Genomic DNA, 25,205 nt, shown 5'->3' with positions numbered 1-25,205 from the left:
TCATATCAAGCAATCGCTTCTTCTGACGGAAGACTGAGGTCGGCGAGGGCGCCCACCTCAGCACGCGGGGCGCGTGCGGTCCCCCGGGAGGACGCACACACCTACCTGCGCCGGGGTTAAACACCTGCGCTGCACCGGCTGAATCGTCCTTTTCCGCGGAGGCCGCGGAGCAGATCACCGAAGCGGGTTCTTCCGACTGGATTTTCCGGAAGCCAGCGTGCATTTTTTCGCCGCGTTTGAACGCCTTTCATCGGATGAAAAGACTGAGAGCTTGCCTTTGCGTTGTCGCGATATTCTGTTTGCCGTGGTTCGGCCAAGCGGCAGATTTCCGGCTTCTCTCGCTGGATCGGGACGGCACGTTGACCTGGGCCAACGCGCTGGTTCCCGGAGTTTGCACGGTGGAAGTAGCTTCTTCGGCCGCAGGGCCGTGGCAGCCCGTGAAAAATGTTTTCGCCACGAATCCGTTTGGCTTCCTGACGGTGGTTCCTTCGGGAAGTTCGGCATTCTATCGCCTGTTGTCTTTGGACATTTCGGGCACGCCCGCAGGCTACACCAATCTTCGCGCTTCCTACTCCACGCTGCGAACGATTGGGGGCAAGGGTGAAATCGGCGAGGACGGCTTCAATGCCTGGGAAGCACGCTTCGAGGGAGGCCCGGCTACAGAAGCAGAACTTTCCCGGCCCCACATGGCCCTGGCGGACGACGCCGGGAACGTCTATATCGCGGACAAAGACTCACACGCCATCCGCAAAGTGACTCCCGCGGGCCGGATTTTCACCGTGGCCGGGATGAACGAACCGGGCGACGACGGCAATGCTCCGGGGCTTGCGACGCGGCGCCATCTCGCGTCACCGAATGGTTTGTGGGTGCGAGGCGACGGGACCCTTTACATTCTCGATACGGACAACGACAAAGTCCGGAAGGTCGATACCAACGGCGTGATGTCCACGCTGTTTGACGTCAAAGGGGGAATTCAAGCAGGGCGCGGTCTTTGGGTCAGCGACGACGAGACGCTCGCTTACGTGGCGGCGGGGACTTCGGTGAAGCGCTGGACGCCGGGCGGCGGCGTGAAGACTTTCGAGGACGGTTTCAAAGAACTGGGAAACCTGACCGTCGATTTCACCGGACGCGTGGTCGTGACGGACCGCGCGGACAACCGCGTCTATCGCATCTCCAACGACGGAAAAAAAACCGTGATCGCGGGCAACGGCGAGACGACCGGCGGCGGCGACGGGGCTTTGGCGAAAGAAACCGCGTTGCACGGCGTGCGCGGCATCTGGCTCTTGCCGAACAGCGGCTATTTCCTGGCCACACACGAAGGCTGCCAGATTTGGTACGTGGACACCCGGGGCATCATTCACTTGTTCCTGGACGGCGCTCGCAACGCGCACGCCGGCGATGACGAAGATTTCAAGACGCCTGGACTGAAAGTCAGCGAAGTCCGCGCCGTCACGATGGACCGGCAGGGCAATATTCTCATCACGGAGAACGACGCGGGCTTTATCCGTAAGATCGATTTCTTGCGCCGGCCGGCCAACTGAACCTCGGAATTCGCTTCAGGGTTGCGTCCCGGCGTGCTGTCGAGTAGGCAGGAGTATGATGAACCTGGTCCCATACCTTTGGCCCGCGGTGATCGTTCTTCTGACCTTGAACCATGCTCTGCCGGAAGCGCGCGCGGCGGAGTTTCAAGTTTCCGAAAACGACGACCAGATCAAGATCGCGTCGTCCACGCTCGAAGCCGTCGTCCGCAAGAAAGGCTATGTGACCGGCGTTGCGGGCGGGACTTTTCTCGACAAGAAAACCGGTTTCAAGGACGCGGGCTTTGGCCTGGACATCGTCGATTGGATCATGGAACCCGGCAGTGACGAGTCGTATCGGGACCAGCTCCAAGGCGATTTGAAGTACGAATTCAACAATGCCTATCACGGCCAGCGGCCCAAACGCTCGCTCGAGGGGCCGCAAATCTGCACCAAAGCGCGGGAGCTTTCGCCGCGGGTCATCCGGGGGAAAGATTTCGTGGCTGTGGCGATGAATTTCAAATACCTGATCGCCGCCCCGGGCAAAAGGACCGGTTCCGAATGGAGCCAGGTGCTGGTGTTTCCCCAGGGCCAACGCTACTTCATTTCCAGCGACAAGATCAGCAGCGTCAACGCGAGCGAGGCTATGTTTCTGCGCATCGACATGCCCGGCCACATCAAACACAAGCAGGGTGACGCGTTCAGCGAAGTTTTTTTGAGTTACTACGGGAAGATTTCCTCGAATCAGTTCCTCCGGGACTTTCCTCCCGACGAAAAGTTCCACTACCTTCGCGGCTCGAACCCTTCGCCCAAACGTTTCATTCGCGCCTATCGCTTGCGCGATCCACAGACGGGCCGCGAAGGCCCGTGGCTGGCGGGAATGACTCTGGACCCTACCGCGGTCTATGAAGCCTGGTGCCACCAACGCGGCTACGTGTGCATGATCGAGGAGTTCGGAGGCAAGCCGATCAAGGCGGGCGAGTCGTTCAGCGCCGCTTTCATCGTCGGCTACTTCGATTCGATCGAGGAGATGGAGCAAGTGTACGATCAACATGCCGGCCACACCGGGATCGAAGTCAGTGAGCAGGGCTGGAAGTTGGTGAAGCCGCAGAAGTAACCCGGCGTTGAGCGCAAGAGCGAAACAAGAAATGAATTCACGACACGAAGCAAAGGTGACGGCGCGCGTTGGGAAACTTCCCAGGAACCGTTTCTTCGGACCGTGGCCTTTAGGCCGGTTCAACGCTCGCCTGCAGAGAGTGCGCCGAAGCCGCGTAAAGGCTGCAGTCCGCACGGTTTTCTGTCGATGCGGCGGCGCGGCAGCATCGCCCCACCCGCGACGATTGCATAGGTCGGCTGGCTGGATCAAAAAACCTTGGAGAACTCTCGGCTGGCTTGCGTCTGCAATCGAGTCGGCGCAACGTTCTTTGCGCTCCGGAACCGTATGCCTGGCGTGGCTGCTCTTGTCCTTCAGCGCGGACACTTTTGCCGGTGACGCCTCCACTCGCGCCACCTTTCTGAAACTCATCGAGCGGCCCAAGGTGCCTTTGGCTCCGAAGATCTCCGAGTTGCCTCAGACGAACGGACTTCTCCGATTCCATTTCACTTACGCCGCCGACGCGCAGCAACGGGTTCCCGGCATTTTGATCAAGGGAGCTTCCCGCGGTCGGCGCCCGGTCATCATTTCCCTGCACGGCACCGGCGGCGCCAAGGAGAGCCAGGTCGCCTTCCTGACCAATGCCGTGAGCAAAGGATTTATCGGTGTCGCCATCGATGGCCGCTATCACGGCGAGCGCACCCAACAAGGCAAGGGAGCAGCGGCTTATCACGAGGCTATTCTACGGGCGTACCAAACGGGACAGGAACATCCGTTTCTGTATGACACGGTCTGGGATATCCTCCGGCTGATCGATTACCTGGAGACCCGTGACGACGTAGATGCCGGGCGCATTGGCGTCATCGGATTCTCCAAAGGCGGCATGGAGACCTACCTGGCTGCCGCCGTCGAACCGCGCATTGCCGTGGCCGTTCCTTGTATCGGCGTTCAATCGTTCCGTTGGGCGCTCGAACACGACGCCTGGAAATCACGCATGGAAACGATTCAACCAGCCGTGAACGCCGCCGCCCAAGAAGCGGGACTGGAATTGCCGGATGCCGAGATCGTCCGCAAATTCTACGACCGCGTTGTTCCCGGGATTTACGGGCCGTTCGACGGCCCGGCCATGTTGCCCTTGATTGCGCCGCGACCGCTCCTGGTGATCAATGGCGAAATCGATCCGCGAACGCCCTTGCCGGGCGTGGAAGAATGCGCGGCGGCCACGCGGAAGGCGTATGCCGCGCAAGGCGCGGAAGAGAAATTTGTGCTTCGCATCCAGAAGCAGACCGCGCACAAGGTCAACCCGGATTCGCTCCAAGCCGCGATGGAATGGTTTGAAAAATGGCTCAAAGCAACAGGCGAGCGTGAGAAGTAGGACAGGCATCCTGCCGGCATCCTGCCTGCCCCGGAACGATCTCTTGTAACAAAACGTTTTCGGCGGGGTAATGTCTATTAGATCGATATGCGTGGCCCTGCCTTATGCTGGGAATCTTCTCCCCGGAGTGAACGGGTGTCGGGGAGTTTTCGTGAAACAGTCCAAACCTGCTTCACCTTTCCCCTCACCCCTTCCCTCCCGCTTTGGGAGAGAAGTCTCCCAAGCAGAACTTCGCCCCTTGTCCTCCTGAACGTCCCCCTCTCCCGTTCCCTCTCCCCCTCGGAGGGCGAGAGGGTGTCCGCAGGACGGGAGCGGGGGACGTTCGGAGAGAGGGAGCACTTACTGTCGTGTGGGAGAAAGCCGCCACGCCAAGCAAAGTCGCGGATGGTGAATTGGGCGCCCTCTCCTTGGGGAGAGGGCAGGGTGAGGGGAAAGGTGGCGCACACTTTCCCCTGCGCTCAAGGTTTGCCGGTCACGCCAATTCGATTGGCCACCTGGCCGCGTCGAATTCTCGTCAATCCGCGCGGCTTCACGCTGATTGAGCTTCTGGTGGTCATCGGGATCATCGGGATTCTGGCCGGGATGTTGATGCCCTCGTTGGTCCGGGCCAAGCAAAAGGCCAATGCGGTCAAGTGCCTCAACCATCTCCGGCAACTCGAATTGTCGCTCACGATGTACGGGGACGAACACAATGGCGAGTTTCCCCTGCGCCGCCGCGAACCCACGCATTGGGTCAGCACGCTCAAACCTTACTACGTGGAGCCGGCAGTTCTGAAGTGCCCCAGCGACCGTTTTGGCCAGGACCGCAGTTACATCATTAATGGCTGGAACGATTACTTTCAATCGACCCTGGCGGCCGAAGATTACCAGGCGTTCACCAACTGGAGCTGGCCGCACGGCATGAAATCGGCCTGCATTCCCAATCCCGCCGAGACCATCACATTCGGCGAGAAGAAATCCACGTCCCGGCACGTCCACATGGATTTCAGCCAGGGCCGGGGCAACGACATTGAGCAAGTGGAGCAAGGCCGGCACGGCGGAGGCGGCCCGGAATCAGGCGGATCGAATTTCGCTTTCGCAGATGGAAGCATCCGGTTCCTTCGCTACGGCCATTCGCTCAAACCGGTCAATCTATGGGCCGTCACCGAAGAATGGCGAAACGCCACCGCGAAACTGCCATGAGCAACCTGACCATGAACCGTCTGTTCGGACCGTGGCCTTTAGGCCGCTTCAACACTCAACTCCAAAGTGCGCCCGGAAGCAGCCTGAAGGCTGCGGCCCGCGCAGCGTTCGGTTCATGGGCGGTGGGCATAGTCCCGAGACCAAGGAAGCTACCCATGAACGGTCGTGGTTCCGCCAGGTTTTGGACTGCGCCAGTCCCCGGGCGCTTTCGATTCGTCGGGCAAGTCCAAAAGCGGCCGAGGACTTCCGCATTCCGAAACGCTGGCGCGCCGAAGCTCGCTTCCTTTCGTTCATGGTCCCAGTGCGCAATCAAAGAATCGTGGTGCGTTCTTATGAGCCAGGTAGGGCTGCGTTGCCGCGCAGCCGGTTTCCTGTCGATACGGCGGCGCAGCAGCACCGCCCTACCAGGGAGCAGTTCATGGTCGTTCCAGCAGGTTCTTATTCTCAGCCTTCTCGCACCCCGGCTTTACGCCGCCGCCGCCGATATCGTCATCAACGAAATCATGTATAACCCGCCGAACGAACTGGAGAGCCTCCAGTATGTCGAACTCTTCAATCGCGGCGCTTCGACGGTGGACCTGTCCAACTGGTCGTTCACCCGAAGGATCAAATACGCTTTTCCTCAAGACACGCGGATGGATCCCGGCGCGTTCCTCGTCATTTGCCGGAGCCTGGCTGATTTCTCGGCGCACTATGGCAAGGAGGTCTCCGCGCTCGGAAACTTTTCCGGAAAACTCAGCCACCGTGGCGACCGCATCGAACTCGCGAACGCCCAGAAGAAATTGGTCGATGCCGTCCGCTATTCGGATCGCGACGATTGGCCGATCGGGGCGGATGGTTACTCATCCTCGCTCGAACGCATCTCTCCGGCTTCGCCCGGAGACGCGCCAGAGAACTGGGCCCCCTCTCGTTTGCCGCCGACCAAACGCCCGGCCGGGACACCCGGGAAAAAGAACGACAGTTTTTCGGCGAACCTTCCGCCTCGTGTCACGCGCGTGGAATTCATGCCGAAGGTTCCTGCTCCCGGACAAAGCGTCACCGTTACCGCATCGGCCGCGGATGCGGACGGCGTTCAATCCCTGACCCTGGCCTATCGCACCGTTGCTCCTCGGAACGCCATGGCCGAACGCACGGTCGCCATGACTCGCGCCTCCGGCGATGAGAAAAATGGGACGTACTCCGCCGTTCTCGAAGGACAGCCCGCCGGAGTTCTGGTTCGTTTCCGGATCAAGGCCGCAGACGCGACCGGAACCGAGCGGGTTCAACCTTCGGAGAACGAACCGCGCCCGGCCTATTCCTATTACGTGCCGGCAGTCGCCAACGACGCGCACATTCCGTTCGGTTTCGTGATTAGCGCCGGGCCGCCGGAAAGGCCGGGATCATCCATCTACGGGGGACCGCGGGGGCGGGCGGTCGCTTCGGCGCCGACCCAAGGCAATGCCGCGTTCGTTTATATCCCGCCCGGGGCTGCGCCGCCGCAGGTCTTCGATCACGTGCGCGTCACCCCCCGGCACGGAGGCTTCAAGATTCGGTTTTTGAAGGATCAGCCGCTGAACGGGATCACAGTTGCGAATCTCCTCTTTGAGGGCGCCCCGCGGTGGGTATTGGCCGAGCACCTCGCGTATGAGTTGTATCGCCGCCCGGGGGTCCCGGCGCCCATGAGCGAGCATATTCGGATTTGGCGAGATGGCCGCCTGGCCGGATATCAATTGCTGGTCGAGCAGCCAAACAAATCGTTCCTCGCGCGGAACAGCCGGGATGACACCGGCAACCTTTACAAGCTGCTCTGGTATGGGCAAGGCGTCGTCGGCCAGCACGAGAAGAAAACCAATCCGGCCGGCGGCCACACGGATTTGGCGCAGTTGATCAACGGCTTGAACCGGACGCGCGGCACCGAGCAATGGGAGTTCATCCGCGAGAATTTCACCGTCGAGGAAGTGATCAATTACTTCGCGGTCAATATGTGCATCTCGAACTGGGACGGCTTCTTCAACAATTACTTCACTTACCACGACGTCAACGGCACGAAAAAGTGGGAGATGTATCCGTGGGACGAAGACAAAACCTGGGACCTGGGGCGACTACGACGGCGCTTCCCAACGCTACGATTGGTATGACATGCCGTTAACCTTCGGGATGGGCGGGGATCGGCTGGCGCAAGGATTCCGCGGCTTGTTCGGCGGCGGCGGCCCGTTTGGCGGGGGCACAAGCTGGTGGCGGCCTCCTGGTCACTTCTCCGGGCCCTTGTTGGCCAATCCAGAATTTCGGAAACGATTCCTCGCCCGGTTGCGCGAAATCTGCGCGACGATTTTCACGGAAGAAAAATTCGGCCCGGTCATCCGCGGCCTCGAGCAGCGTCTGGCGAAAGAGATCCCGGTTCGCGCCCAGGCCAACGGCGAGAATCCACAAGAGGCTCTCGCTCGCTTCCAGCGCCACATCCAATCCTTCCTTGGCCAGCTCGAAAACCGGCGGAAGTTCATCCTGGCGGAATTGAGCAAGGCCGGGCCGTAGTAGTACGTGTTTAGCGTGGTAGGGACGGAATCCCGGTCTTTCCGCCGCGGCCGGGTTGGACTGCGTTTGGCCATCGTGCCGATCATGCCGGCATTCTTCGCGGCAGCCTCCCGTTTGCAAGTCGAAATCAGTTGCTTCGGTCAAGAATCATCCAGAATCATGGGCCAATTCGATCCGACAATCGCGGGACGGCGGGAATGGCGCGCACCTGGCTGGCTTGCTCGCTCAGGAAACCTTTCACGTCGTCCGGCAACTTCGGTAAATCGCCGTCGGCGAAGTAGCTCAGCGCCTTGAGCGTGATCATGGGATTGAACTGCTCGCCATAGAGCGCGCGGGCTGCTCCCAGAGCCCGCGGCAATGAAATGCCCGATTTCAGGAGCGCCGCCATGTCCAGGTAGTCTTTACTCATGGCGCGCTCCAAGACGACGGCCGCTTTGAGTCCGGCCAAATCCAGCAAAGAGGCGATTGGCACGGTGTGCCCTTCCGCCATTTCCAGATCGCCGACCCGCCCCAACGACAACCCGCCAAAGAAGGACACCTCTACCAGGCCGCCGCGATCGATTTCAACTGTCAACGTGTTGAGGCGGGATTGCAGTCGCCGCGCGCCGCGCAACAGCGCGATGTTTTGAAAGAGTTGTGCGGGATCGAAAGGCTCCGTCGAGAAAAAATCCAGATCGATCGATTGGCGATGCCCCAAACGGAGTGCGATTGCAGTTCCGCCATAGAGCACAAAATGCGGTGGAACCGTTTCCAATTCGGTCCACAGCCGCCTCTGCGCCGGAGGCAGAATGTCCAGGCATGGTTTGAAGCGATTCAAGGCAGTCGGCGTTTGGGCAAAGAGGGGGCCGGTTCCAGGCCAAACCGGCGGTGCCAATAATGCCAGGAAGGCAGATCAAACACTCCAGGTGGCGGTTCTTTCAACGTGCTTCGCAAAGCAGGTTCGCCCAGGGCATCACGCACGATCTCGACATCGTCCCATGTCCCCAGAGTCATCACTTGTGCGATAAACAAGGCGCGCTGCGCAAGGCCTTCCTCCGGCGGCAACCACCAGAGGAGACGGCGGGCGATTCCCAGCAACGCCTCCGTCTGATGGAGGCTCCTCTGCTGCTCGGCCGTGCTCAGCGTCATCATGGCAGGATTTTCCTCGGTTCAACTAACGCAAGCAAGCTCCCTATTCCACGGTAAGTCTTGTGTGGATTTGGGAAGCTCGCTGTGAAGGAACTCCAGTCCGGTTCTTCCGCAAGTACTCGCGACACTGCCGAATGACTTCGTAGCGGAAGCCGGGGAAATCGTGTCCGCCGCGTGGGTCGAGTAGAGGCTGGCAACTCTCTCGTCCCCCAAATCTCTGCCGCGCGTTCCATGCTGGGTTCGTCCTTCTGCAGCAGGACAACTACGCGGTAAATCTTCCAATCGGCAGGGCGCCGGCAAGTCCCAGCGTGCTCGGACTGGGAGACGCCCCGCAGAATACAATTCTGCGATACGGCAGAGTGCAACTCTGCGCTACGCGCTTTGTCGTCCATCCCGCGGACCAAGCAGTAAGCGTATCGAGATCACTCAACTCAAGCGTCATGGGCAGGAACGTGTCGGCCTGCAACGCTCAAGTCAATGCGTCCAATTCGTTCCTCCTGGCAGCCAAATAAGGTTGGCAACGCAACGGCGGCGATTATCCTGACGCCTCGCAACACACGCTTATGAAACAACCTCTGCTCTGGCTCGTTTTCCTGGCTTCCTCCCTCCCCGTTTCGGCCGCCCCAAGCGATCCTCCCCTCCGCGTTTTCATCCGCGCCGGGGTCAAGACGCACGGGCCGGGCCAGCACGATCATCCGCGCTTCCTCAAGGATTGGACCAAGCTGCTCGCCGAGCGCGGCGCGAAGGCCGACGGCGCGATGGATTTCCCCACCGAAAGCCAGCTCGCCGCTACCGACGTCCTCGCGATGTTCGCGGCCGAGGCAGCGACCATCAAACCGGACCAACGCGGTTACCTCGACAAATTCCTCAAACGCGGCGGCGGCCTGGTCGTGATCCACGACGCGATTTGCGGCACGGATCCGCACTGGTTCAAAACGGTCGCCGGCGGCGCGTGGGAACACCGGCATTCCAAGTGGTATGAAGGCGACGTCGGAATTTACTTCCTGGACAAGGAGCATCCGATCACGCGCGGCCTTTCCAACTTCGAGTTCAAGGACGAGATTTATTACGACCTGCACATGGTGCCGGGCGCGAAAATCCTCGCATCCTCTTTTCACTCCGTCTTCGATCTCGCGCCGCAGATGTGGGTTTATGAGAAGGACAACTATCGCGCCTTCGTCTGCATCCAGGGCCACGAATACTCGTCGTTCAATCTGCCGCATTTCCGGGCGATTCTGCTGCGCGGCATCGCCTGGGCCGGCAAACGCGACGCCGACCTTCTCGTGAACAAAGAGGAATTCGCCAGTCTCAAGTATCCCGAAGGCGGCCCGACCGCGCCGGAAAAGGCCGCGGCCAAAATCAACGCCCCTTCCGAGTTCAACATCAGCCTCATCGCCTCCGAGCCGCTCATCGAAAAAGTCATGTCTCTGGACTGGGACGAGCGTGGACGTCTCTGGGTTGCGGAAACGCCCGAATACCCCAACGGCCGGCGCATCAACAAAAACGACAACATGGTCGCGCTTTGGCGGGAAACGAATCCGCAGTTGTTCCAGGGCGAACTGGAAAACAGGCCCGCGCGCGATCGCATCTCCGTCCTCGAAGATTCGGATGGCGACGGTGTGATGGACAAGAAAACCGTCTTCTATGAAGGCCTGGAGTTGGTGACCAGCCTCGTGCTTTACCATGACGGCGTCATCGTCACGCAAGCGCCGGACATTTACTGGCTGCGCGACACCAACGGCGACGGGCAAGCCGATAAGAAGGTCACGCTTTACACCGGCATGGGCGATTTCGACACGCACGCGGTCATCAGCAACCTCCGCTGGGGCATGGACGGTTGGGTTTACGCGACGCTCGGCTACAGCGCGGGCCATCCGAAATCTCCGGACGGGACGAGAGATTTCGGAATCGTCACTTCAGGAGTGGTTCGCTTCAAACCGGACGGCAGCGCGTTCGAGCAGGTCTCATCGAAGGGCGGGAACACATGGGGATTGGATTTCGCGGCGGATGGCGAACTGTTTTTCACGCAGGCTACCAGCGGCGATCACTTGAATCACGTCGTCGTGCCCGAGAACATTCTGGCCCGAGGCAAGGTGGGTTCCACCGCGAGTTTCAAGCCGATGCAAGACCACACGAAATCGTTCCCCACGATGACGCACAAGAAACAGGCTTACGTGCAGATCGACGTGGTGGGCGGATTCACGGCGGCGGCAGGCTCCACGATTTACACCGGGGGCGCGTGGCCGGCGCAATACGACGGCGCGCATTTTCTTTCGGAGCCGACCATCAACATCGTCCACCTCGACTTGATCAAACCGAGCGGCGCGACTTACCTCGCAACGAAGGATCGCGCGGAAGAGGAATTCATCGCCGGCACGGACCTCTGGTTCCGGCCCATCCACACGCGTGTCGGTCCGGACGGCGCGCTTTACATCGTCGATTTCTACAATCAGGCGGTCATCCACAATGACACGCGCGGCCCCAAACACGGCGCGGGCAACGCGGCCGTGCGGCCGGACCGCGATCATCACTTTGCCCGCATCTGGCGCCTCCAGCACAAGGAAGCCAAGAAACTCGACGCACCGAAGCTCACCCGCCACAGCCTCGCCGGCCTGGTCAAAGCGTTGGAACACCCCAATGGCTTTGTGCGCACGACGGCCCATCGGCTGCTCGCGGAGATGCAGAATCCGGATGTGGTTCGTCCGCTTCAACAACTGGCGGAATCAGACAAGCCAGCCTCGGCGCGGATTCATGCGCTGTGGATTTTGCAGAACCTGGGGCGCATTTCGCCCGACGTTCTCGAGGCGGCCATCGCAGATTCGGACGCCGCCGTGCGAAAAAATGCCCTTCGTATCGCCGGAGAAAATCCGCGGCTTCTCGGTCCGGACCTGAGGAAGTCGATTCTCAGCCGCGTCAAGGACACCGCTGCGCGCGCGCGGCTGCAAGCGTTGGTCGCGCTGGGATCGCTGCCGCCGGACAAGGAAATCGCGAACGCGATCGTCTCGGTCTATCCCGATCTGAAGGACGCCTGGTCGGAGTCCGTGGCCGTGGGTGTCGGCGCCAAAGCGCCGCTGCTGTTCGTGGAGGCTGCTTTGGCAGCGAAGTCGGCCTCCGCGCTGGATTCATTCGTTGCCGCCGTGAGCGAGCAGGTCGGCGGCAAACAGGACGCCGCTTTGGCTTTTCGGATGACTCTTTCGGTTTTGAGCGGTCCCGCCGCTGCGGACGCTCTCAAGCGAACTGCGTTTGAGAGACTGGCCGCGGCGCTCAAGCCGGAAATCGCGCCCGCGTGGACACCGGAATTGCAGAAAGCTTTTCAGACTTCTCTGACCTCGGCGTCGGACATCGTGGTTGGAGCGGTTCTGCCGCTGGTCGTGCGTTGGGACAAGAAAGGCGGGATGACCGCCAACTTGAAACCGCTCATTCAAAAAATGGCGGACAAAGTCAACGACAGCAGACTTTCGGATTCCGAGCGCGCTCGCGTCGCCGGCAGTTTGCTCGGCGTGCGACAATTGAATCCGGAGGTGGTGGGGAACGTGGCGCAGATTCTGGGATCGGGCAGTTCAGCCACCCTGCAGCGCCAAGTGATCGAAGCCCTGGGCAACACGCCGGACGCGGCGATGGGCGCGCCGATGGTCGCGGCGTTTCCGAAATTGTCGGCGGAACTGCAATCGCTCGCTTTCAATCAATTGATCAAACGCGCCGACTGGTCGCAGGCGCTGGTTCGGGCTATCCAAGAGGAAAAGATTTCGCTCACGACCCTCGGCCCGGCTGCCGTGCACCGGCTGCGCGCGCACAGCAACAAGGAAGTCGCTCTGCGCGCCGGCGAGGTCATCGATGAAATCCGCGGTCCGGAGATCAAGGAAAAGGACACGCTGATTGCGAAATTGCTTCCGGAAGTGCAAAGGCCGGGCAACGCCGAGAACGGCCGGCAGCTTTTCACGCAGAATTGCGCGACCTGCCACAAGTTCAACGGCCAGGGCAGCGACCTCGCGCCGGACCTGACCGGCATGGGCGCGCACGGCCCGGCGGAATTGCTCACGCACGTCCTCGATCCCAATCGCGTCGTGGAGCCGAATTTCGTCGCGCACAGCGTCGAAACCAAAGACGGCCAGGTGTTCGACGGGATTGTCGCGCGCGAGAATCAGGCCAGCGTCGTGTTGCGCAACGCCCAGGGCGAACTGGACCTCAAGCGCGAGAACATCCGCAGCCAGCGTTCCACGGGCCTGTCGCTGATGCCGGACGGCTTCGAGTCGTTGGGCGCGGCCGGACTGCAAGATTTGCTGGCCTACATTCGCGCCGGGGAAGGCAAGTATCGCGTCCTCGACCTCGGCGGCGCCTTCACGGCCAACAGTTCGCGCGGGATTTACGGGAGCGAGGACGCGGTCAATGAATCCTTGCGCTTCACGCGCTTTGGTTTGGTGCGCGTGGCGGATGTGCCGTTCGAGGTCGTCAGCCCTACCAAGAGCGGAAGCGGCAACAACGTCGTCGTGCTCAAGGGCGGCCGCGGGTTCGCCAAAACGCTGAATCAGCGCGTCGAAATCAAAGCCGGCGTGGCGGCGAGCAAACTGCATTTCCTCGGCGGCGTCGGCGGCTGGGCCTGGCCGTGTTGCGGCGACAACAAAAACGAAAACGTGCCGGTGGCCAAGGTCACCGTTCTTTACGCGGATCAGGAGCGCGAGGAGATCATTCTGCGGAATGGTCAGGAAATTGCGGATTACAACGGCAAGCATGACGTGCCCGGATCGCAAGAGGCCCTTGGTTTGGTCAAATACGGGCAGGTGCGCTGGTTCAGCAAGCCGTTGAAACGACAGGCGGTCATTGACCGAATCACTCTGGAAAGCTACGACAACGCGGTGGCGCCAACATTTGCCGCGATCACCGCCGAACTCGCAGCCGCCGACGTGAGTCGGCGGGATACCGTGGCTTCTACGAGCGAACAAAGCTCGCCCCGCGTCCTGCCGAGCGGCGGGGCAAAAGTGTTGATCGTGGGCGGCGGCAGCGCCCACAATTTCCTGCGCTGGTTCAACGAAGCGGACGTCGCCACGTTGAAGGGGATCGACGGCGTAGAGGTGAATTACACCGAGGACGTCAACACCATCCTCCCCGCGCTGAATCAGCTTCGAGTGCTTTACCTGAGCAACAACCAACCGATGACGAACAAAGCGCTCCGGAACGGGATCTTCGGGTTCGCGGATTCCGGCCGGGGGCTTCTGCTCGTTCACGCGGCGAATTGGTACAACTGGCGCGACTGGCCGGAATACAACCGCGCTTTGGTCAGCGGCGGCACCCGCAGCCACGACAAGTTCGGCGAGTTTGAAGTCACCGTGGATGAACCCGGCCATCCGATCATGGCGAGCGTGCCCGCGACTTTCCAGATTTCCGACGAGCTGTATCACTTCCAGAAAGACGCGGAAGGGCCGTCGATCCAGGTGCTGGCCACGGGCAAGAATTCGGTCTCCGGCAAAACGTACCCCGTGGTGTGGATCGTGAGCCATCCCAAGGCGCGCATCGTCTGTTGCACGCTGGGCCACGACGGCGCGGCCCACGAACACCCGGCCTATCAGGCCATTCTGCGCAATGCGGTGAAGTGGGCGGCGAGGAAGGAGTGACGCCTGATCCAAAAACTCCAATGCAGGCGCGACTTAACGGTCTGGAGAATCCCCTCGATCAGTCGCAATTGCTCACGCAACTTCGGCCAATCGGGGTCCTCCAAGTCAAATCCGGGATAGCGGTCGGTGAAATAGGCAAAGAACGCAGAGATCACAAAGCACAGCAGCGTAATCCGTGGTTAAGAAATCCGTTCAGCGATTCCATGTGCCAGGCACTTCGGGGAATTCTCTCCCAGGTGGGGAACTGAACTCCGCAACGCCGGACGGAGTTCCCCTCCTGGGAGGGGAAGGGGTGGGTTCATCGGCCGTGTTCTCAAGGCACGTTCGTGATGCGCCCCGCGAGATCAACGCTGACTTCCCGCGCGTTTTTCGGCAGATCGACGGTCGTCTCCTTCCCACCCGGCCAACGAATCCACAGACGCGTCGCCGATTGCGCAGACGCCATGACTTGCACGGAACTGTCCTGCGACCAGTAACCGCTCCCGGAGTGAATCTCACGCGCCGCGCCATAGGTGGTTCCCGTGATAAGCCGGAGGCAGGCGCCAACGCCGTCCGGATTGTCCTCCGGACCCTTCAATCGGATGCGCCAGCCCGGCCGGCCGCCGCGATTGCGGAATAGTTTTGTGGCGGCGCCGTTCTGCGCCACCGCGAGATCGATCCTTCCATCGCGGTCAAAATCCGCGAGGGCGCATCCGCGCTGTTCGCCGTAAATCATCACGCCGCTCTCCTGCCCGGCCAGGGCCGCAAATCCGCCGCGTCCGTCGCCTCTCAACCACAGCCCGCGTCCGCCGTCGTAGCGCGGGGTTTCGATCTGCGCGCCGAAAAGATTTTGGCTCAAGAAAAGGTCTTCATGACCGTCGCCATCCCCATCGGCAACCGCCAGGCCGAACGCGGGCGCAAACTGCGCTTCCACCGGCAAAGCTCGCGCCTCCCAGCGGTCGCCGCGGTTCAGGAAGACGGTGGACTCCAGCCAGACCGCCTCCCAGAACTTCGCGCCGGGCAGTCGGTCGCCCAAAAGTTCCTCAACACCCGCGCCGGCATAGGCTTTGTTCGAAGCGAACCGCTCGCGTAGAAACGGCATGACGCGTCCGAGTGCCACGAACTGCCGTTCCGGCACGACCTTCTTCAGCGCCGGCTCGTAGTAGGCCTCGATAATGTCCTCGGTTCCGTCGCGGTCGAAGTCTCCGAAGTAAACGCGCAAAGGTTGCGCGCGATGGCTCTGATACCTCGTGTTGCGTCCCCAATTCGAGGCGACGAGGTCCATCTTGCCGTCTTCGTCAAAATCGCCGGCGGTGACGCCGTTCCACCAGCCTGTCAAATCGTGGAGCGTGGAGCGTGGAGCGTGAAGCGTGGAATTTCCCTGGGGCAAAGTCACGGGCCAATTCCAGGGCGCCAGGCGCCCCGTTTGATTCCAGAAAATCCGGATGGGCCCCCAATCGCAGGCCAGAATCAGTTCCGGATAACCGTCTCCGGTGAGATCGCTGAACACCGCGCCGCTGACCAGCCCGACTGCGACCAACAACTTCGAGTTTTCCGTGTCCGGCGCGAATTTCCCGCCAGCATTCCGGTAGAGCGCTGAGGATGCCGCTTCCGGATATTTCCCGGGAAGCACGCGCCCGCCGACGAACAAATCCAGATCCCCGTCCCCGTCGTAATCCGCCAGGGCCAGCGGTCCGGTGCTGGCTTCGCGTCCGGCGATGAGATCCTCGGCGCGCCTGGCGGCCAGATCGAATTGCCGGACGCACGCGCCAATCGCAAGGCCGTCCTCGTAATTCGCGGATCCGGCGAGAAGCACTCTTTGTCCCGGCGCCTTGTTCCACCCCAGCACTGTTGTCTGATCTCGCGTGGCCGGCAGGGCTGGAGGGCCCTCGACCTTGGAGAATCCCCCGTTGCTCTGGTTGCGATAAACCGCCAGCGTCCCGCCTTTGCCACTGCCCACAATCAAGTCGTCCCAACCATCCGCATCGATATCGAACCAGGCGACTCCCGGCCCCAATTGGCTGAGCCGATTCGGGAGCAACGGCTGGCGGCTGAAATCGTCGAACGGTTGATCCCTGTGGGTGTGATTCAGCAAATGGCTCACTTCCTCGAAGAGTGTGGGAGCGTCAGAGCGTTGGAGCGCTGGAGCGTCCGAGCGTCCGAGCGTCCGAGGGTTGTTCGTGGACGGCTCAACGCTCTGACGCACGGACGCTCCGGCGCTCCTGTGTGTCAGGCGTTCCGTCTCACCCATTCCCTCCCGACGAACGGGCCCCCTCACCCCTGCCCTCTCCCCCTCCGAGGGGGAGAGGGTGTCGGCAGGACGGGTGAGGGGGACCGACTCAGCTTCCTGGATTTCATACACGCGATTCGCTTTGGCTCCGCGGACCAGACTCCGAAGCCCGCTGCGCCAGTTCACTTCGATCGTCAGTTCGTTCGTCAGCGAGCCGGCGGCAAAGACCCGCAGCGGTTCGTCGGAAGACAGGTAACGCCCGCCGCAGATCATTTCCTGGGATTGCTCTGGCACGGCGCCGTCCAGCACTTTGATCCGGGCGCCAATCCCCCGCGTGTTGGGCGCGCGGCCTTTCAAACGCACGGCGATCCGAGGCGCCGAAGAATTGTTTCGATAGACACTGGCCAGGGCATTGAAATTATTCACGGCAACATCCAGGTCGCCGTCATTGTCCAGATCCGCCAGCGCCATTCCGTGCGAAATGCCGGCGAGGTCGAAGCCCCACGCACGGCCGGTTTCTTCGAACGTCAGATCGCCGCGATTGCGGAAGGCGAGATTCGGCGTGCTGAGGCGGGGGAATTTGCGGCGCGCCTGGAAGAGTTCGGCGTCCGACATTCTTCGTTTCGCGCGCAGGGATTTCAATTCATCCGCCACGTCGAGATCACGCGCCGCGCGTTCCTGGCCGTTGGAAATCAGCACGTCCTCCCATCCGTCGAGATCGACATCGAGGAAGATCGGCGTCCAGGACCACTCCGAAGCTTCCAGCCCGCTGAACTGCCCAATCTCGGCGTAAGTGCCGTCGCCCCGGCTCAAAAAGAGGGTGTTCAGCCCGTATTGCGGACGGTTCTCGATCTCGCCGATTCGCGGCGCGGACGGATTGTCGTCCAGCATCTGGGTCATGCGCAGCCGATGATCCCGGCTCAACATGTCGAGCACGAGAAAGTCATCAAACCCGTCGCGGTTGAGGTCGGCAAAATCAACGCCCATGGAAAACAGACTGGCCTTGCGCAGCGCCAGGCGAGGAATCGCGCGAAACCGACCCTCCCAAGGAACCTGCCCCCTCACCCCATCCCTCTCCCCCTCGGAGGGGGAGAGGGTGTCCGCAGGACGGGTGAGGGGGCCGTTCCGGGGTTCAGGGTGTGAAGGCTTTGGGGAATTCTTCCCCTGATTGATCCAGACGCGGTCGAGCGAATCGAAATCGTTGCAGACGTAAAGGTCGGGCCAGCCGTCGCCGTTGAGATCGCGAAACATCGCGGCCAGTCCCCAATCCCGAGGCGTTTCCTTCAACGGTTGGCCGTCTTCCTCCATAAACGTGCCATCAGTAAAGGAAATTGCGCCGAAGTTCGTGCCGCTGAGATTTCGATAGAACGCATCCGGTTGGCCCATTTCCAGAATCCGTCCCGAAGCGGTAACGACAAATCGGTTCGTCAATTCCGGTTCGGTGGTGAGCCGGCCATCGACGCGCTCCACGACCGTTCTGCCATCGATCACTTTGAACGTGGCCCGGGCGTTGGGCATGTCCATGAGAGCATTGGTGCGGTAATTGGCGATGTACAGGTCCAGAAATCCGTCGCCGTCGGTGTCGGCTATGGCCGTGGTCATTCCGCCTTTGCCGGGATTTAACACGGTGCGTTCGGCAAAAATCGCCTTGCCGTCGTTGAAGAATATTCGCGTGCCGCGCCCGATCGAGTTCACGATCAAGTCGAGATCGCCGTCGCCGTCCAGATCCGCGAAGGTTGCGCCCGTTGAATCCAATCCGGTGCAAGCAACTCCCGCGGCCTCGGTGATGTCCTCGAATTTCCAGTGGCCCAGATTGCGGTAGAGGCGATTGGGCGCGTTCAATCCGCAGAAATACAGATCGCACCAGCCGTCGCCATCGACGTCCCCGGCGGCGACCCCGGAGCCGTTGAGAAGGATTTGATTCGTGAGATGCCGGGCTTCAGGCACGAAATTGCCGAACGCGATGCCGGTAAGGTTTGACGACAGGAGCGTGAAGCCAGCCTGGCCGTTTGGGGGAACAACGAGTGCTTTGCTTCGGAAGCTCTGGCCTTGCTCCCACTGCGCGCGATTTTGCCCCTCACTCGTCTTGCGGACACCCTCTCCCGCCGCAAGGGGGAGAGGGACAGGGTGAGGGGGAGGTTCGAGGGGAGAATTCCCTATTGCTAAACTCCCCGCATTGAACTCTCGAACAGATTCTCGCACCACGGATTTCACGGATTTCACAGATTTAGAAGCTCCCTTATCCGTGCGATCCGTGTAATCCGTGGTTGACTCAGGTTCGGGCGGAGGGTGACTTTCGAGGCCCAGGACACAGCCGCTGAAAACCATGAAAAACCCGAGAACGACCGAGAGAATCGTGCCGAAGCGTTGCTGCATGCCGGACGCATTCTATCTCTCCGACTCAGTCGAAGCAAAAACCAAAGCGTCCAAATCCCAGGAGGCACGGGAGGTAACGAAGCCAACGGGGTCTTTGTTCTCTTCGTTTCCTTTTGTAGAACCACACAAACCTTTTCCCCAGGCGAAGGGTTTCGTGGTTCTCAGCATGGAGGCCGTTTGCTAAAAGAATTGCCTTGAAACGAAATCGGCAGCGCAAGCAACAGACTCCTGCTTCAGAGGCGTCCGGTTCCCCCACCCCGCCTGCTGCCGCCGCGCCAGCCGTCAAACGCCGCTGGGTGTTTGCCCTGATCGCAATGGTTGCTCTGCCTTTGCTTTGTCTGGCGGGAATTGAAGTCGCGCTACGCCTCGCAGGGTCCGGATATCCGACCCGCTTTCTCCTCCCCCGCACCACGGGCGGCCAGGAAGTTCGGATTGCCAATGAAAAATTCGGCTGGAGATTTTTTCCCCGCCAACTGGCTCGGCGCCCGCTTCCGCTGAGCATCAATGCGGAGAAGCCTGCCGGCACGTTCCGCATTTTTGTCTTCGGTGAATCGGCCGCCATGGGAGACCCGGAACCGGCGTTTGGCTTCAGCCGTATCCTGGAAGTGCTCTTGCGCGAACGGTTCCCCGGCGCGCGATTCGAGGTCGTCAACGTCGCGTTCACCGCCATCAACTCCCATGTCATCCTTCCGATCGCCCGCGAATGCGCCGGTCAACAAGGTGATCTCTGGATCGTGTACATGGGCAACAACGAAGTCATGGGACCCTTCGGCGCCGGAACGATCTTCAGCGCGCAGGCGCCTCCTTTGCCAGTGATCCGAGCCAGCCTGGCCCTCAAGAGGCTCCAGCTCGGCCAATGGGCGGATCAAACGGTGGAGCGTCTTTTCGGCGCCTCGTCACAAACTCAATCCTGGGCAGGCATGGAAATGTTCCTCGAACAACAAATCCGTCAAGACGACGCGCGCCTCAGCCGGGTCTATGATCATTTCCGCCGGAACTTGGAGGACATTGTTCAAATTGGCATCCGCAGCGGCGCGAGAGTCATCGTCAGCTCGGTGGCCAGCAACCTCAAAGATTGCGCCCCGCTGGCGTCGCTCCACAGTCCTCATCTGAACGAGAGCCAGATTTCCGAATGGGACCGGGCTTACAGCGATGCCGCCGCGCTGGAAAACTCAGGGCAATTCGCCAAAGCAATCTCGGCCTACGGGGCCGCCGAGTGGATCGATGCCGGATTCGCGGAATTGCAGTTTCGCCTGGCACGATGCCATGCCGCCTTGACGAATCAGGTGGAAGCCCGGCGCCGATTCGACCGGGCGCGCGATTTGGACACGCTGCGTTTCCGCGCGGACACTCGCCTTAACGCCCTCACCAAGCAGCTCGCTGCCAGCCGCGAAGATGCCGGAGTTTATTGGTTGGACGCGATGGAGACGCTCGCTCAGGCGAGCGCCGACGGGATTCCGGGTGACGAATTCTTCTTCGATCACGTGCATCTGACGTTTGAAGGCAATTATCACTTGGCGCGGGCACTGGCTCAGGGGACGCTTCGCGCTTTGCCGTCGGGAATCTCCCGGAACGACAAAGGATCGTGGGCCTCGGCAGAACTTTGCGCGCAGCGGCTCGCGCTCACTGCCTGGAGCCGATACGCGATGCACGAAACCATGTTGCGGCGGCTGTCCTCGGCTCCCTTCACCAATCAACTCAATTACGCCGCGCGCCGCCAGCGGTCCCTGGAAAAGCTGCGCGAACTGCGTCCGGGCGCGGAACCCGCAGCGCTTGGTGCAGCGGTGGAGGTTTTCAAGGAAGCTCTCACGCGCATGCCGGACGACGTGATGTTGCGCGAGAATTTCGCAAAACTCCTGCACGCGCGCGGCGATTTCGAGGCCGCGCTGGGGCAATTCCAGCGGGTTATCGAACTTTGGCCGCACGATCCGTCCGGCTACTACAATGCCGGTGCCGTTCGGCGCGCGCAGGGCAAGATCACCGAAGCCGCGCAATACTTTCAGCAAGCCTTGAAAGTGAACCCGGACTATGGGGAGGCGCACTTCGGCCTGGGCATGATTGCCCTGAGCCAGGAACGAAGGGCGGAATCCGTCGGTTCGTTTATGGCGGCGATTCGCCTTCGGCCCGGACTTTGGGAAGCTCACCTGAATCTCGCGCTCGCCTTGGAAAAGCTAGGCGATTCGAGCCGGGCGATTGGGCATTTCACCGAAGCTCTGCGGCTGCAACCGAATTCTCACGTGGCTCATCTGCGTCTCGGGGACCTCCAGGCGCAGCAGGGCGACCGAATGTCCGCCCTGCAGCATTACTCCGATGCCGCCCGCGCGCAGCCGGAAACTGTCCTGGGGGAATTCAACCGGCTCGTGCAGTCGCAACCGCAAGACGCGCTCGCTCACTTCAAGTTGGCCAATGCGCTCGCGGCGGTTGGCCGCAGCACGGATGCGATGGAAAGTCTGCGTCAGGTCGTGCGCCTGAAAAACGATTTTTGGGAAGCGCGCTATCTGCTCGGCGTCGAATTGGCGACGCAGGAGCGGCTTCCCGAAGCGCAGGCGCAATTCGCCGAGGCAGTTCGGCTGCGGCCAGACTTTGCCCTGGCGCACTTGAATCTCGGGGTGGCCCTGGCCAAACAAGCGCGGCTACGCGAAGCGGCGGTCCACTTTCAGGAAACGCTGCGCCTCCAACCGGCCAATCGACAGGCGAAACAATTCCTCCAAACCATCCAGTCCCTCACCAACGCCGCGCCGCGTCCGAAATCTGGAAACGGCGATTAATTAGCCGCAAAGATCATAGCGCGGCAAAGCTCTGTCATTGACTGAGGCGCTCGCGAGAGCCATCGCAAACGCAGGGGCAAATGGATCGCAACCAGCAGCCGGCGCAAATTTAATTCTCGAAAGGTCCCGGGCCCGCATCGGGATCCTCCGGCGAGGTCGGCGACAAGTTCCGCAACTCAACGGTCGGGATTGTGAACTGGGAGTCCGCTCTCCAGGATAATTTCGACGAAACCGACCGTGCCGGTGACGCGGACGGTCTCAAGCTGTTCGACGCCGCCGTGCGCTGGGCCGGCAACATTACCGCCGCACCGGCTCAGGCCAAGTTTACCAAGTTCACCAAGAACGCCAACGGCAGCCTCACCCTCGAATGGACCGGAGGCGGGACGCTGCAAGCCGCGCCCGCGGTGACCGGTCCGTGGCAAGACGTGCCCGGAGCGGCGAGCCCGTACACGTTCAACCCAACGGCAGCGGCGCTTTTCGGCCGAATCAAAAACTGAGATTCGGGCCATACTCCAAGAGGCCGGGCGCAAGTCCGGCCTCTTTTTTATTAAACAAGATTGGGGCCCGCACGCGCCCTCGCGTGCTGGGTCGGCGCCCCCGCCGACGCCAGTCCTCTCTCTGGACAATGAGTTGTTTGAGAAGATGGCTTCTTCGACAATCCGACCGGCGGGGGCGCCGGTCGGAACACGCGAGGCGCGTGTGCTCCCCACTCTCCTGAGACATACTTGCGGCCAAGATTTGATGTTCATAGGGCACATTTGCAGTTACCTTCCCTGACCATTCCAAGATGACACAGAATCCGCGCTTGCACAGAAGGCAGAGTTCAACCACGGATCCCACGGATCCCACGGATAGGACCGTTTCGTTATCCGCGAAATCCGCGAAATCCGTGGTCAAAGAAACTGGTTTAGAGGGGGCGAATCCGTACGGCCTGGCGCTCCTCACGTTCCTGTTGTGTTGCGCTGGCTCCAGTGCCCTCGTTCAACCGAGTGCCCCCGTTGAATCGAGTTCGGCGGCTCCCAAAATCAACCCGGCGCTTGTGGCCAAGGCGACCGACGGCCCCGGCCTGGCCCGGATTTTCTGCGCTTCCTGCCACCTTTTCCCGGAGCCGGATTTGCTCGATAAAAAGACGTGGCGCGAGGGGACTTTGCCGCGCATGAGAATCCGCATGGGCCTGGCTCCCGAATTGATCGATCGACATCGGGAAGCGAAATTGCTCCGGGCTTCAGGGGTCTTTCCGACGGCGCCGCTGCTTTCCGAAGCCGAGTGGAAATTGATCGAAGCCTATTATCTGTCGGCGGCGCCGGAGACCGCTTTGCCCCAGGGACCCCGGCCGCAAATCCAAACCCGGCTGAAACTCTTCGCGCCGGAGCGCCCCCGATTCAAACGGGCCAATCCTTCGACTTCGATGGTCGTCATTCACGCCAAGACGCACCGAATCTACATGGGCGACGCGGAAACCAAATCGCTCGACCTCCTCGACGCCGATGGAGGCCTGTTGCAGTCGATCAGCCTCGGCAACGTCCCCGTCTCCGTCGCGGAAACGGAGCGCGGCCTTTATGTCACGCTGATTGGACATTTCCTGCCCTCCGAGGATCCCAAAGGCGAATTTGTGTTTCTGGAAAAGGCGGAAGGCGGTTTCAAACCGCCGAAGGTGATCCTGAAAGAACTGCCCCGGCCCACGCATGTCGAGTTCGCGGACCTGAACGGGGACGGGAAAAAGGATTTCGTGATCTCGATGTTCGGGAACAACGCGGGCCGCCTGTCGTGGTTTGAGAACGATGGAAAGGACGCGTACAAGGAACACGTCATTCTCCCGAAGCCGGGCGCGTTGCGTCCCGTGATCCGCGACTTCAACGGAGACGGCGCGCCGGATATCGCCGTGTTGATGGCCCAGGATTTGGAAACGCTTTTTCTGATGCTCAACGATGGCAAAGGGAATTTCACGCCGCAGCCCGTGTTTCAGAAGCCGCCGGTCTATGGCCATTCCCACTTCGAGCTGGCGGATTTCAATGGCGATGGCCGGCCCGACGTCTTGGCCACGAACGGGGACAACGGCGAGTATGCTTCCCCGCTCAAGCGCTACCATGGCCTCCGGATTTATCTCAACAAAGGCGCCTTGAAGTTCGAGGAGAGCTTCTTCTTCCCGATCAACGGCGCGTACAAGGCGGTCGCGCGCGATTTCGACGGAGACGGCGATCTGGACATCGCAGCGATCTCGTTCTTCCCGGACTACGAGCGTTCGCCCCAGGAGAGTTTCGTTTACCTGGAGAATCAGGGCGGACTGAAGTTTGCGCCTTCGACGTTTCCGCAATTCTTCACGGGACGCTGGCTGACGATGGACGCGGACGATCTGGACGGCGACGGGGATATCGACCTGGTGTTGGGCTCCTACATCCATGGGCCGAGCGAGGTGCCGAAGTCGTTGCTGGACCTCTGGGAGAAAGTTGGGCCGTCCGTTCTGGTGCTGAGGAACAAGCTTCGCTGAACCGCATCTTCAAGCGGCGGTGGGCCCACGCAATACACGAAAAGCACGAATGGGAGAAGGAGCAGAACCCGGAGAGGCACTGCTGTTGAATTACTGATCAGACCGTGGGATAGAATACACTTTGCCAGGAGGGAGGAGATGGACCGGGAGAGGAGGGCCGTCTTTGTTGGCTCGCCCCGCTCCTCGGTCCTTCCCCTGGACCGTTCCTCCGGACCGTGGCCTTTAGGCCGCTTCAGCGCTGGACTCCGGAGAGTGCGTGGAAGCAGCCTGAAGGCTGCGGTCCGCACGGTTTTCAGTTCAAGGGCCATGTGCATGGCCCTGAGGCCAAGAAAGCTGCCCATGAAGCAGCCGGTAGGGCGAGCCTGTCCTCAGCGAGCCGAGTCAGACGTGTTCCACGCACGTTGATCGGCTCGCCGGGACGGACTCGCCCTACCGCTGATCGGTTCAAGGGACGAGTGCATGGTTCTGAAACCAAGGCAGCTTCCTATGAACCGTTCCTTCGGGCCGTGGCCTTTAGGCCGCTTCAACGCTCAACTCCGGAGAGTGCGCGGAAGCAGCCTGAAGGCTGCGGTCCGCACGGTTTTCAGTTCAAGGGCCATGTGCATGGCCCTAGAGGCCAAGAAAGCTGCCCATGAAGCAGCCGGTAGGGCGAGCCTGTCCCCAGCGAGCCGAGTCAGACGTGTTCCACGCACGTGGATCGGCTCGCCGGGACGGACTCGCCCTACCGCTGATTGGTTCAATGGTCGAGTGCATGGTTCTGAGGCCAAGGCAGCTTCCCCTGGACCGTTCCTCCGGGCCGTGGCCTTTAGGCCGCTTCAACGTTGGACTCCGGAGAGTGCGCGGAAGCAGCCTGAAGGCTGCGGTCCGCACGGTTTTCGGTTCATGCGCGTATGGCAAAATGCGACTTCCTCGAACCTGTGCGCGCAGTGCGCCCATGAACCCGGTCTCC

15 protein-coding genes are annotated in these 25,205 nt (G+C 61.0%); 12 read left to right on the top strand and 3 right to left on the bottom strand.

Going from position 1 to position 25,205, the window contains the following annotated elements; translation table 11 throughout:
- The first annotated feature begins 254 nt into the window (after window positions 1-254).
- The 6 genes from FJ398_08315 to FJ398_08290 all read left to right on the top strand — a co-directional run bounded on the left by FJ398_08315 (window position 255) and on the right by FJ398_08290 (window position 7,678).
- Window positions 255-1,541: a hypothetical protein gene (locus FJ398_08315; GenBank protein MBM3837956.1), complete on the top strand. Its 1,287-nt coding sequence runs from the start codon at window positions 255-257 to the stop codon at window positions 1,539-1,541.
- A gap of 55 nt (window positions 1,542-1,596) precedes the next feature.
- Window positions 1,597-2,634 (top strand): hypothetical protein, encoded by a 1,038-nt coding sequence (locus tag FJ398_08310; GenBank protein ID MBM3837955.1) that lies wholly within the window; start codon window positions 1,597-1,599, stop codon window positions 2,632-2,634.
- 31 nt (window positions 2,635-2,665) lie between these two features.
- Entirely contained in the window at window positions 2,666-3,985 is a 1,320-nt protein-coding gene (locus FJ398_08305) for an alpha/beta hydrolase (GenBank protein ID MBM3837954.1), read from the top strand.
- Window positions 3,986-4,369: 384 nt separating this feature from the next.
- Window positions 4,370-5,167, top strand: coding sequence for a type II secretion system protein (locus FJ398_08300; protein MBM3837953.1), 798 nt, complete (start codon window positions 4,370-4,372; stop codon window positions 5,165-5,167).
- Window positions 5,119-7,284, top strand: a complete 2,166-nt coding sequence (locus FJ398_08295; GenBank protein ID MBM3837952.1) for a hypothetical protein — start codon at window positions 5,119-5,121, stop codon at window positions 7,282-7,284. The genes FJ398_08300 and FJ398_08295 overlap by 49 nt, the downstream gene beginning before the upstream one ends.
- A gap of 1 nt (window position 7,285) precedes the next feature.
- A complete protein-coding gene (locus FJ398_08290) occupies window positions 7,286-7,678 on the top strand; it encodes a hypothetical protein (GenBank protein ID MBM3837951.1) in 393 nt (130 codons plus the stop codon).
- 157 nt (window positions 7,679-7,835) lie between these two features.
- Here FJ398_08290 and FJ398_08285 read toward each other — a convergent pair whose 3' ends face one another.
- Together FJ398_08285 and FJ398_08280 are read right to left on the bottom strand one after the other, a co-directional pair.
- Window positions 7,836-8,468, bottom strand: coding sequence for a nucleotidyl transferase AbiEii/AbiGii toxin family protein (locus FJ398_08285; GenBank protein ID MBM3837950.1), 633 nt, complete (start codon window positions 8,466-8,468; stop codon window positions 7,836-7,838).
- Between the two features lie 23 nt (window positions 8,469-8,491).
- Complete coding sequence (locus tag FJ398_08280; GenBank protein ID MBM3837949.1) at window positions 8,492-8,809, bottom strand: hypothetical protein; 318 nt, start codon at window positions 8,807-8,809, stop codon at window positions 8,492-8,494.
- A gap of 560 nt (window positions 8,810-9,369) precedes the next feature.
- On the opposite strand from FJ398_08280, the gene FJ398_08275 reads away from it, so the two are divergent.
- The gene (locus FJ398_08275) at window positions 9,370-14,415 is read left to right on the top strand and encodes a c-type cytochrome (GenBank protein MBM3837948.1); all 5,046 of its coding nucleotides are present in this window, start codon (window positions 9,370-9,372) and stop codon (window positions 14,413-14,415) included.
- Between the two features lie 313 nt (window positions 14,416-14,728).
- Here the strand turns inward: FJ398_08275 and FJ398_08270 are convergent, their stop codons facing one another.
- On the bottom strand, window positions 14,729-19,000 hold the full coding sequence (locus FJ398_08270) for a hypothetical protein (GenBank protein MBM3837947.1): 4,272 nt from the start codon (window positions 18,998-19,000) through the stop codon (window positions 14,729-14,731).
- A gap of 194 nt (window positions 19,001-19,194) precedes the next feature.
- Between FJ398_08270 and FJ398_08265 the strand changes: the two genes are divergently transcribed.
- The 5 genes from FJ398_08265 to FJ398_08245 all read left to right on the top strand — a co-directional run.
- Complete coding sequence (locus FJ398_08265) at window positions 19,195-21,768, top strand: tetratricopeptide repeat protein (protein ID MBM3837946.1); 2,574 nt, start codon at window positions 19,195-19,197, stop codon at window positions 21,766-21,768.
- A 191-nt stretch (window positions 21,769-21,959) separates the two neighbouring features.
- A complete protein-coding gene (locus FJ398_08260) occupies window positions 21,960-22,265 on the top strand; it encodes a hypothetical protein (protein MBM3837945.1) in 306 nt (101 codons plus the stop codon).
- A gap of 290 nt (window positions 22,266-22,555) precedes the next feature.
- A complete protein-coding gene (locus tag FJ398_08255) occupies window positions 22,556-24,256 on the top strand; it encodes a VCBS repeat-containing protein (GenBank protein MBM3837944.1) in 1,701 nt (566 codons plus the stop codon).
- 215 nt (window positions 24,257-24,471) lie between these two features.
- Complete coding sequence (locus FJ398_08250; GenBank protein ID MBM3837943.1) at window positions 24,472-24,891, top strand: hypothetical protein; 420 nt, start codon at window positions 24,472-24,474, stop codon at window positions 24,889-24,891.
- A partial coding sequence (locus tag FJ398_08245) for a hypothetical protein (GenBank protein ID MBM3837942.1) occupies window positions 24,854-25,205 on the top strand: 352 nt, incomplete at its 3' end. The genes FJ398_08250 and FJ398_08245, both read left to right, overlap by 38 nt.

The organism is Verrucomicrobiota bacterium, assembly GCA_016871535.1.
In the GTDB taxonomy this organism is placed as follows: Bacteria; Verrucomicrobiota; Verrucomicrobiia; order Limisphaerales; family SIBE01; genus VHCZ01.
Note: the sequence above shows the minus strand (reverse complement) of the source record. Positions and strands in the feature narration are given on the sequence as shown.

Coding starts and splice junctions, on each gene's coding strand:
- FJ398_08315 (MBM3837956.1), top strand. CDS start 255: ATGAAAAGACTGAGAGCTTGCCTTTGCGTTGTCGCGATATTCTGTTTG.
- FJ398_08310 (MBM3837955.1), top strand. CDS start 1,597: ATGATGAACCTGGTCCCATACCTTTGGCCCGCGGTGATCGTTCTTCTG.
- FJ398_08305 (MBM3837954.1), top strand. CDS start 2,666: ATGAATTCACGACACGAAGCAAAGGTGACGGCGCGCGTTGGGAAACTT.
- FJ398_08300 (MBM3837953.1), top strand. CDS start 4,370: ATGGTGAATTGGGCGCCCTCTCCTTGGGGAGAGGGCAGGGTGAGGGGA.
- FJ398_08295 (MBM3837952.1), top strand. CDS start 5,119: ATGGGCCGTCACCGAAGAATGGCGAAACGCCACCGCGAAACTGCCATG.
- FJ398_08290 (MBM3837951.1), top strand. CDS start 7,286: ATGCCGTTAACCTTCGGGATGGGCGGGGATCGGCTGGCGCAAGGATTC.
- FJ398_08280 (MBM3837949.1), bottom strand. CDS start 8,809: ATGATGACGCTGAGCACGGCCGAGCAGCAGAGGAGCCTCCATCAGACG.
- FJ398_08275 (MBM3837948.1), top strand. CDS start 9,370: ATGAAACAACCTCTGCTCTGGCTCGTTTTCCTGGCTTCCTCCCTCCCC.
- FJ398_08270 (MBM3837947.1), bottom strand. CDS start 19,000: ATGCAGCAACGCTTCGGCACGATTCTCTCGGTCGTTCTCGGGTTTTTC.
- FJ398_08255 (MBM3837944.1), top strand. CDS start 22,556: ATGACACAGAATCCGCGCTTGCACAGAAGGCAGAGTTCAACCACGGAT.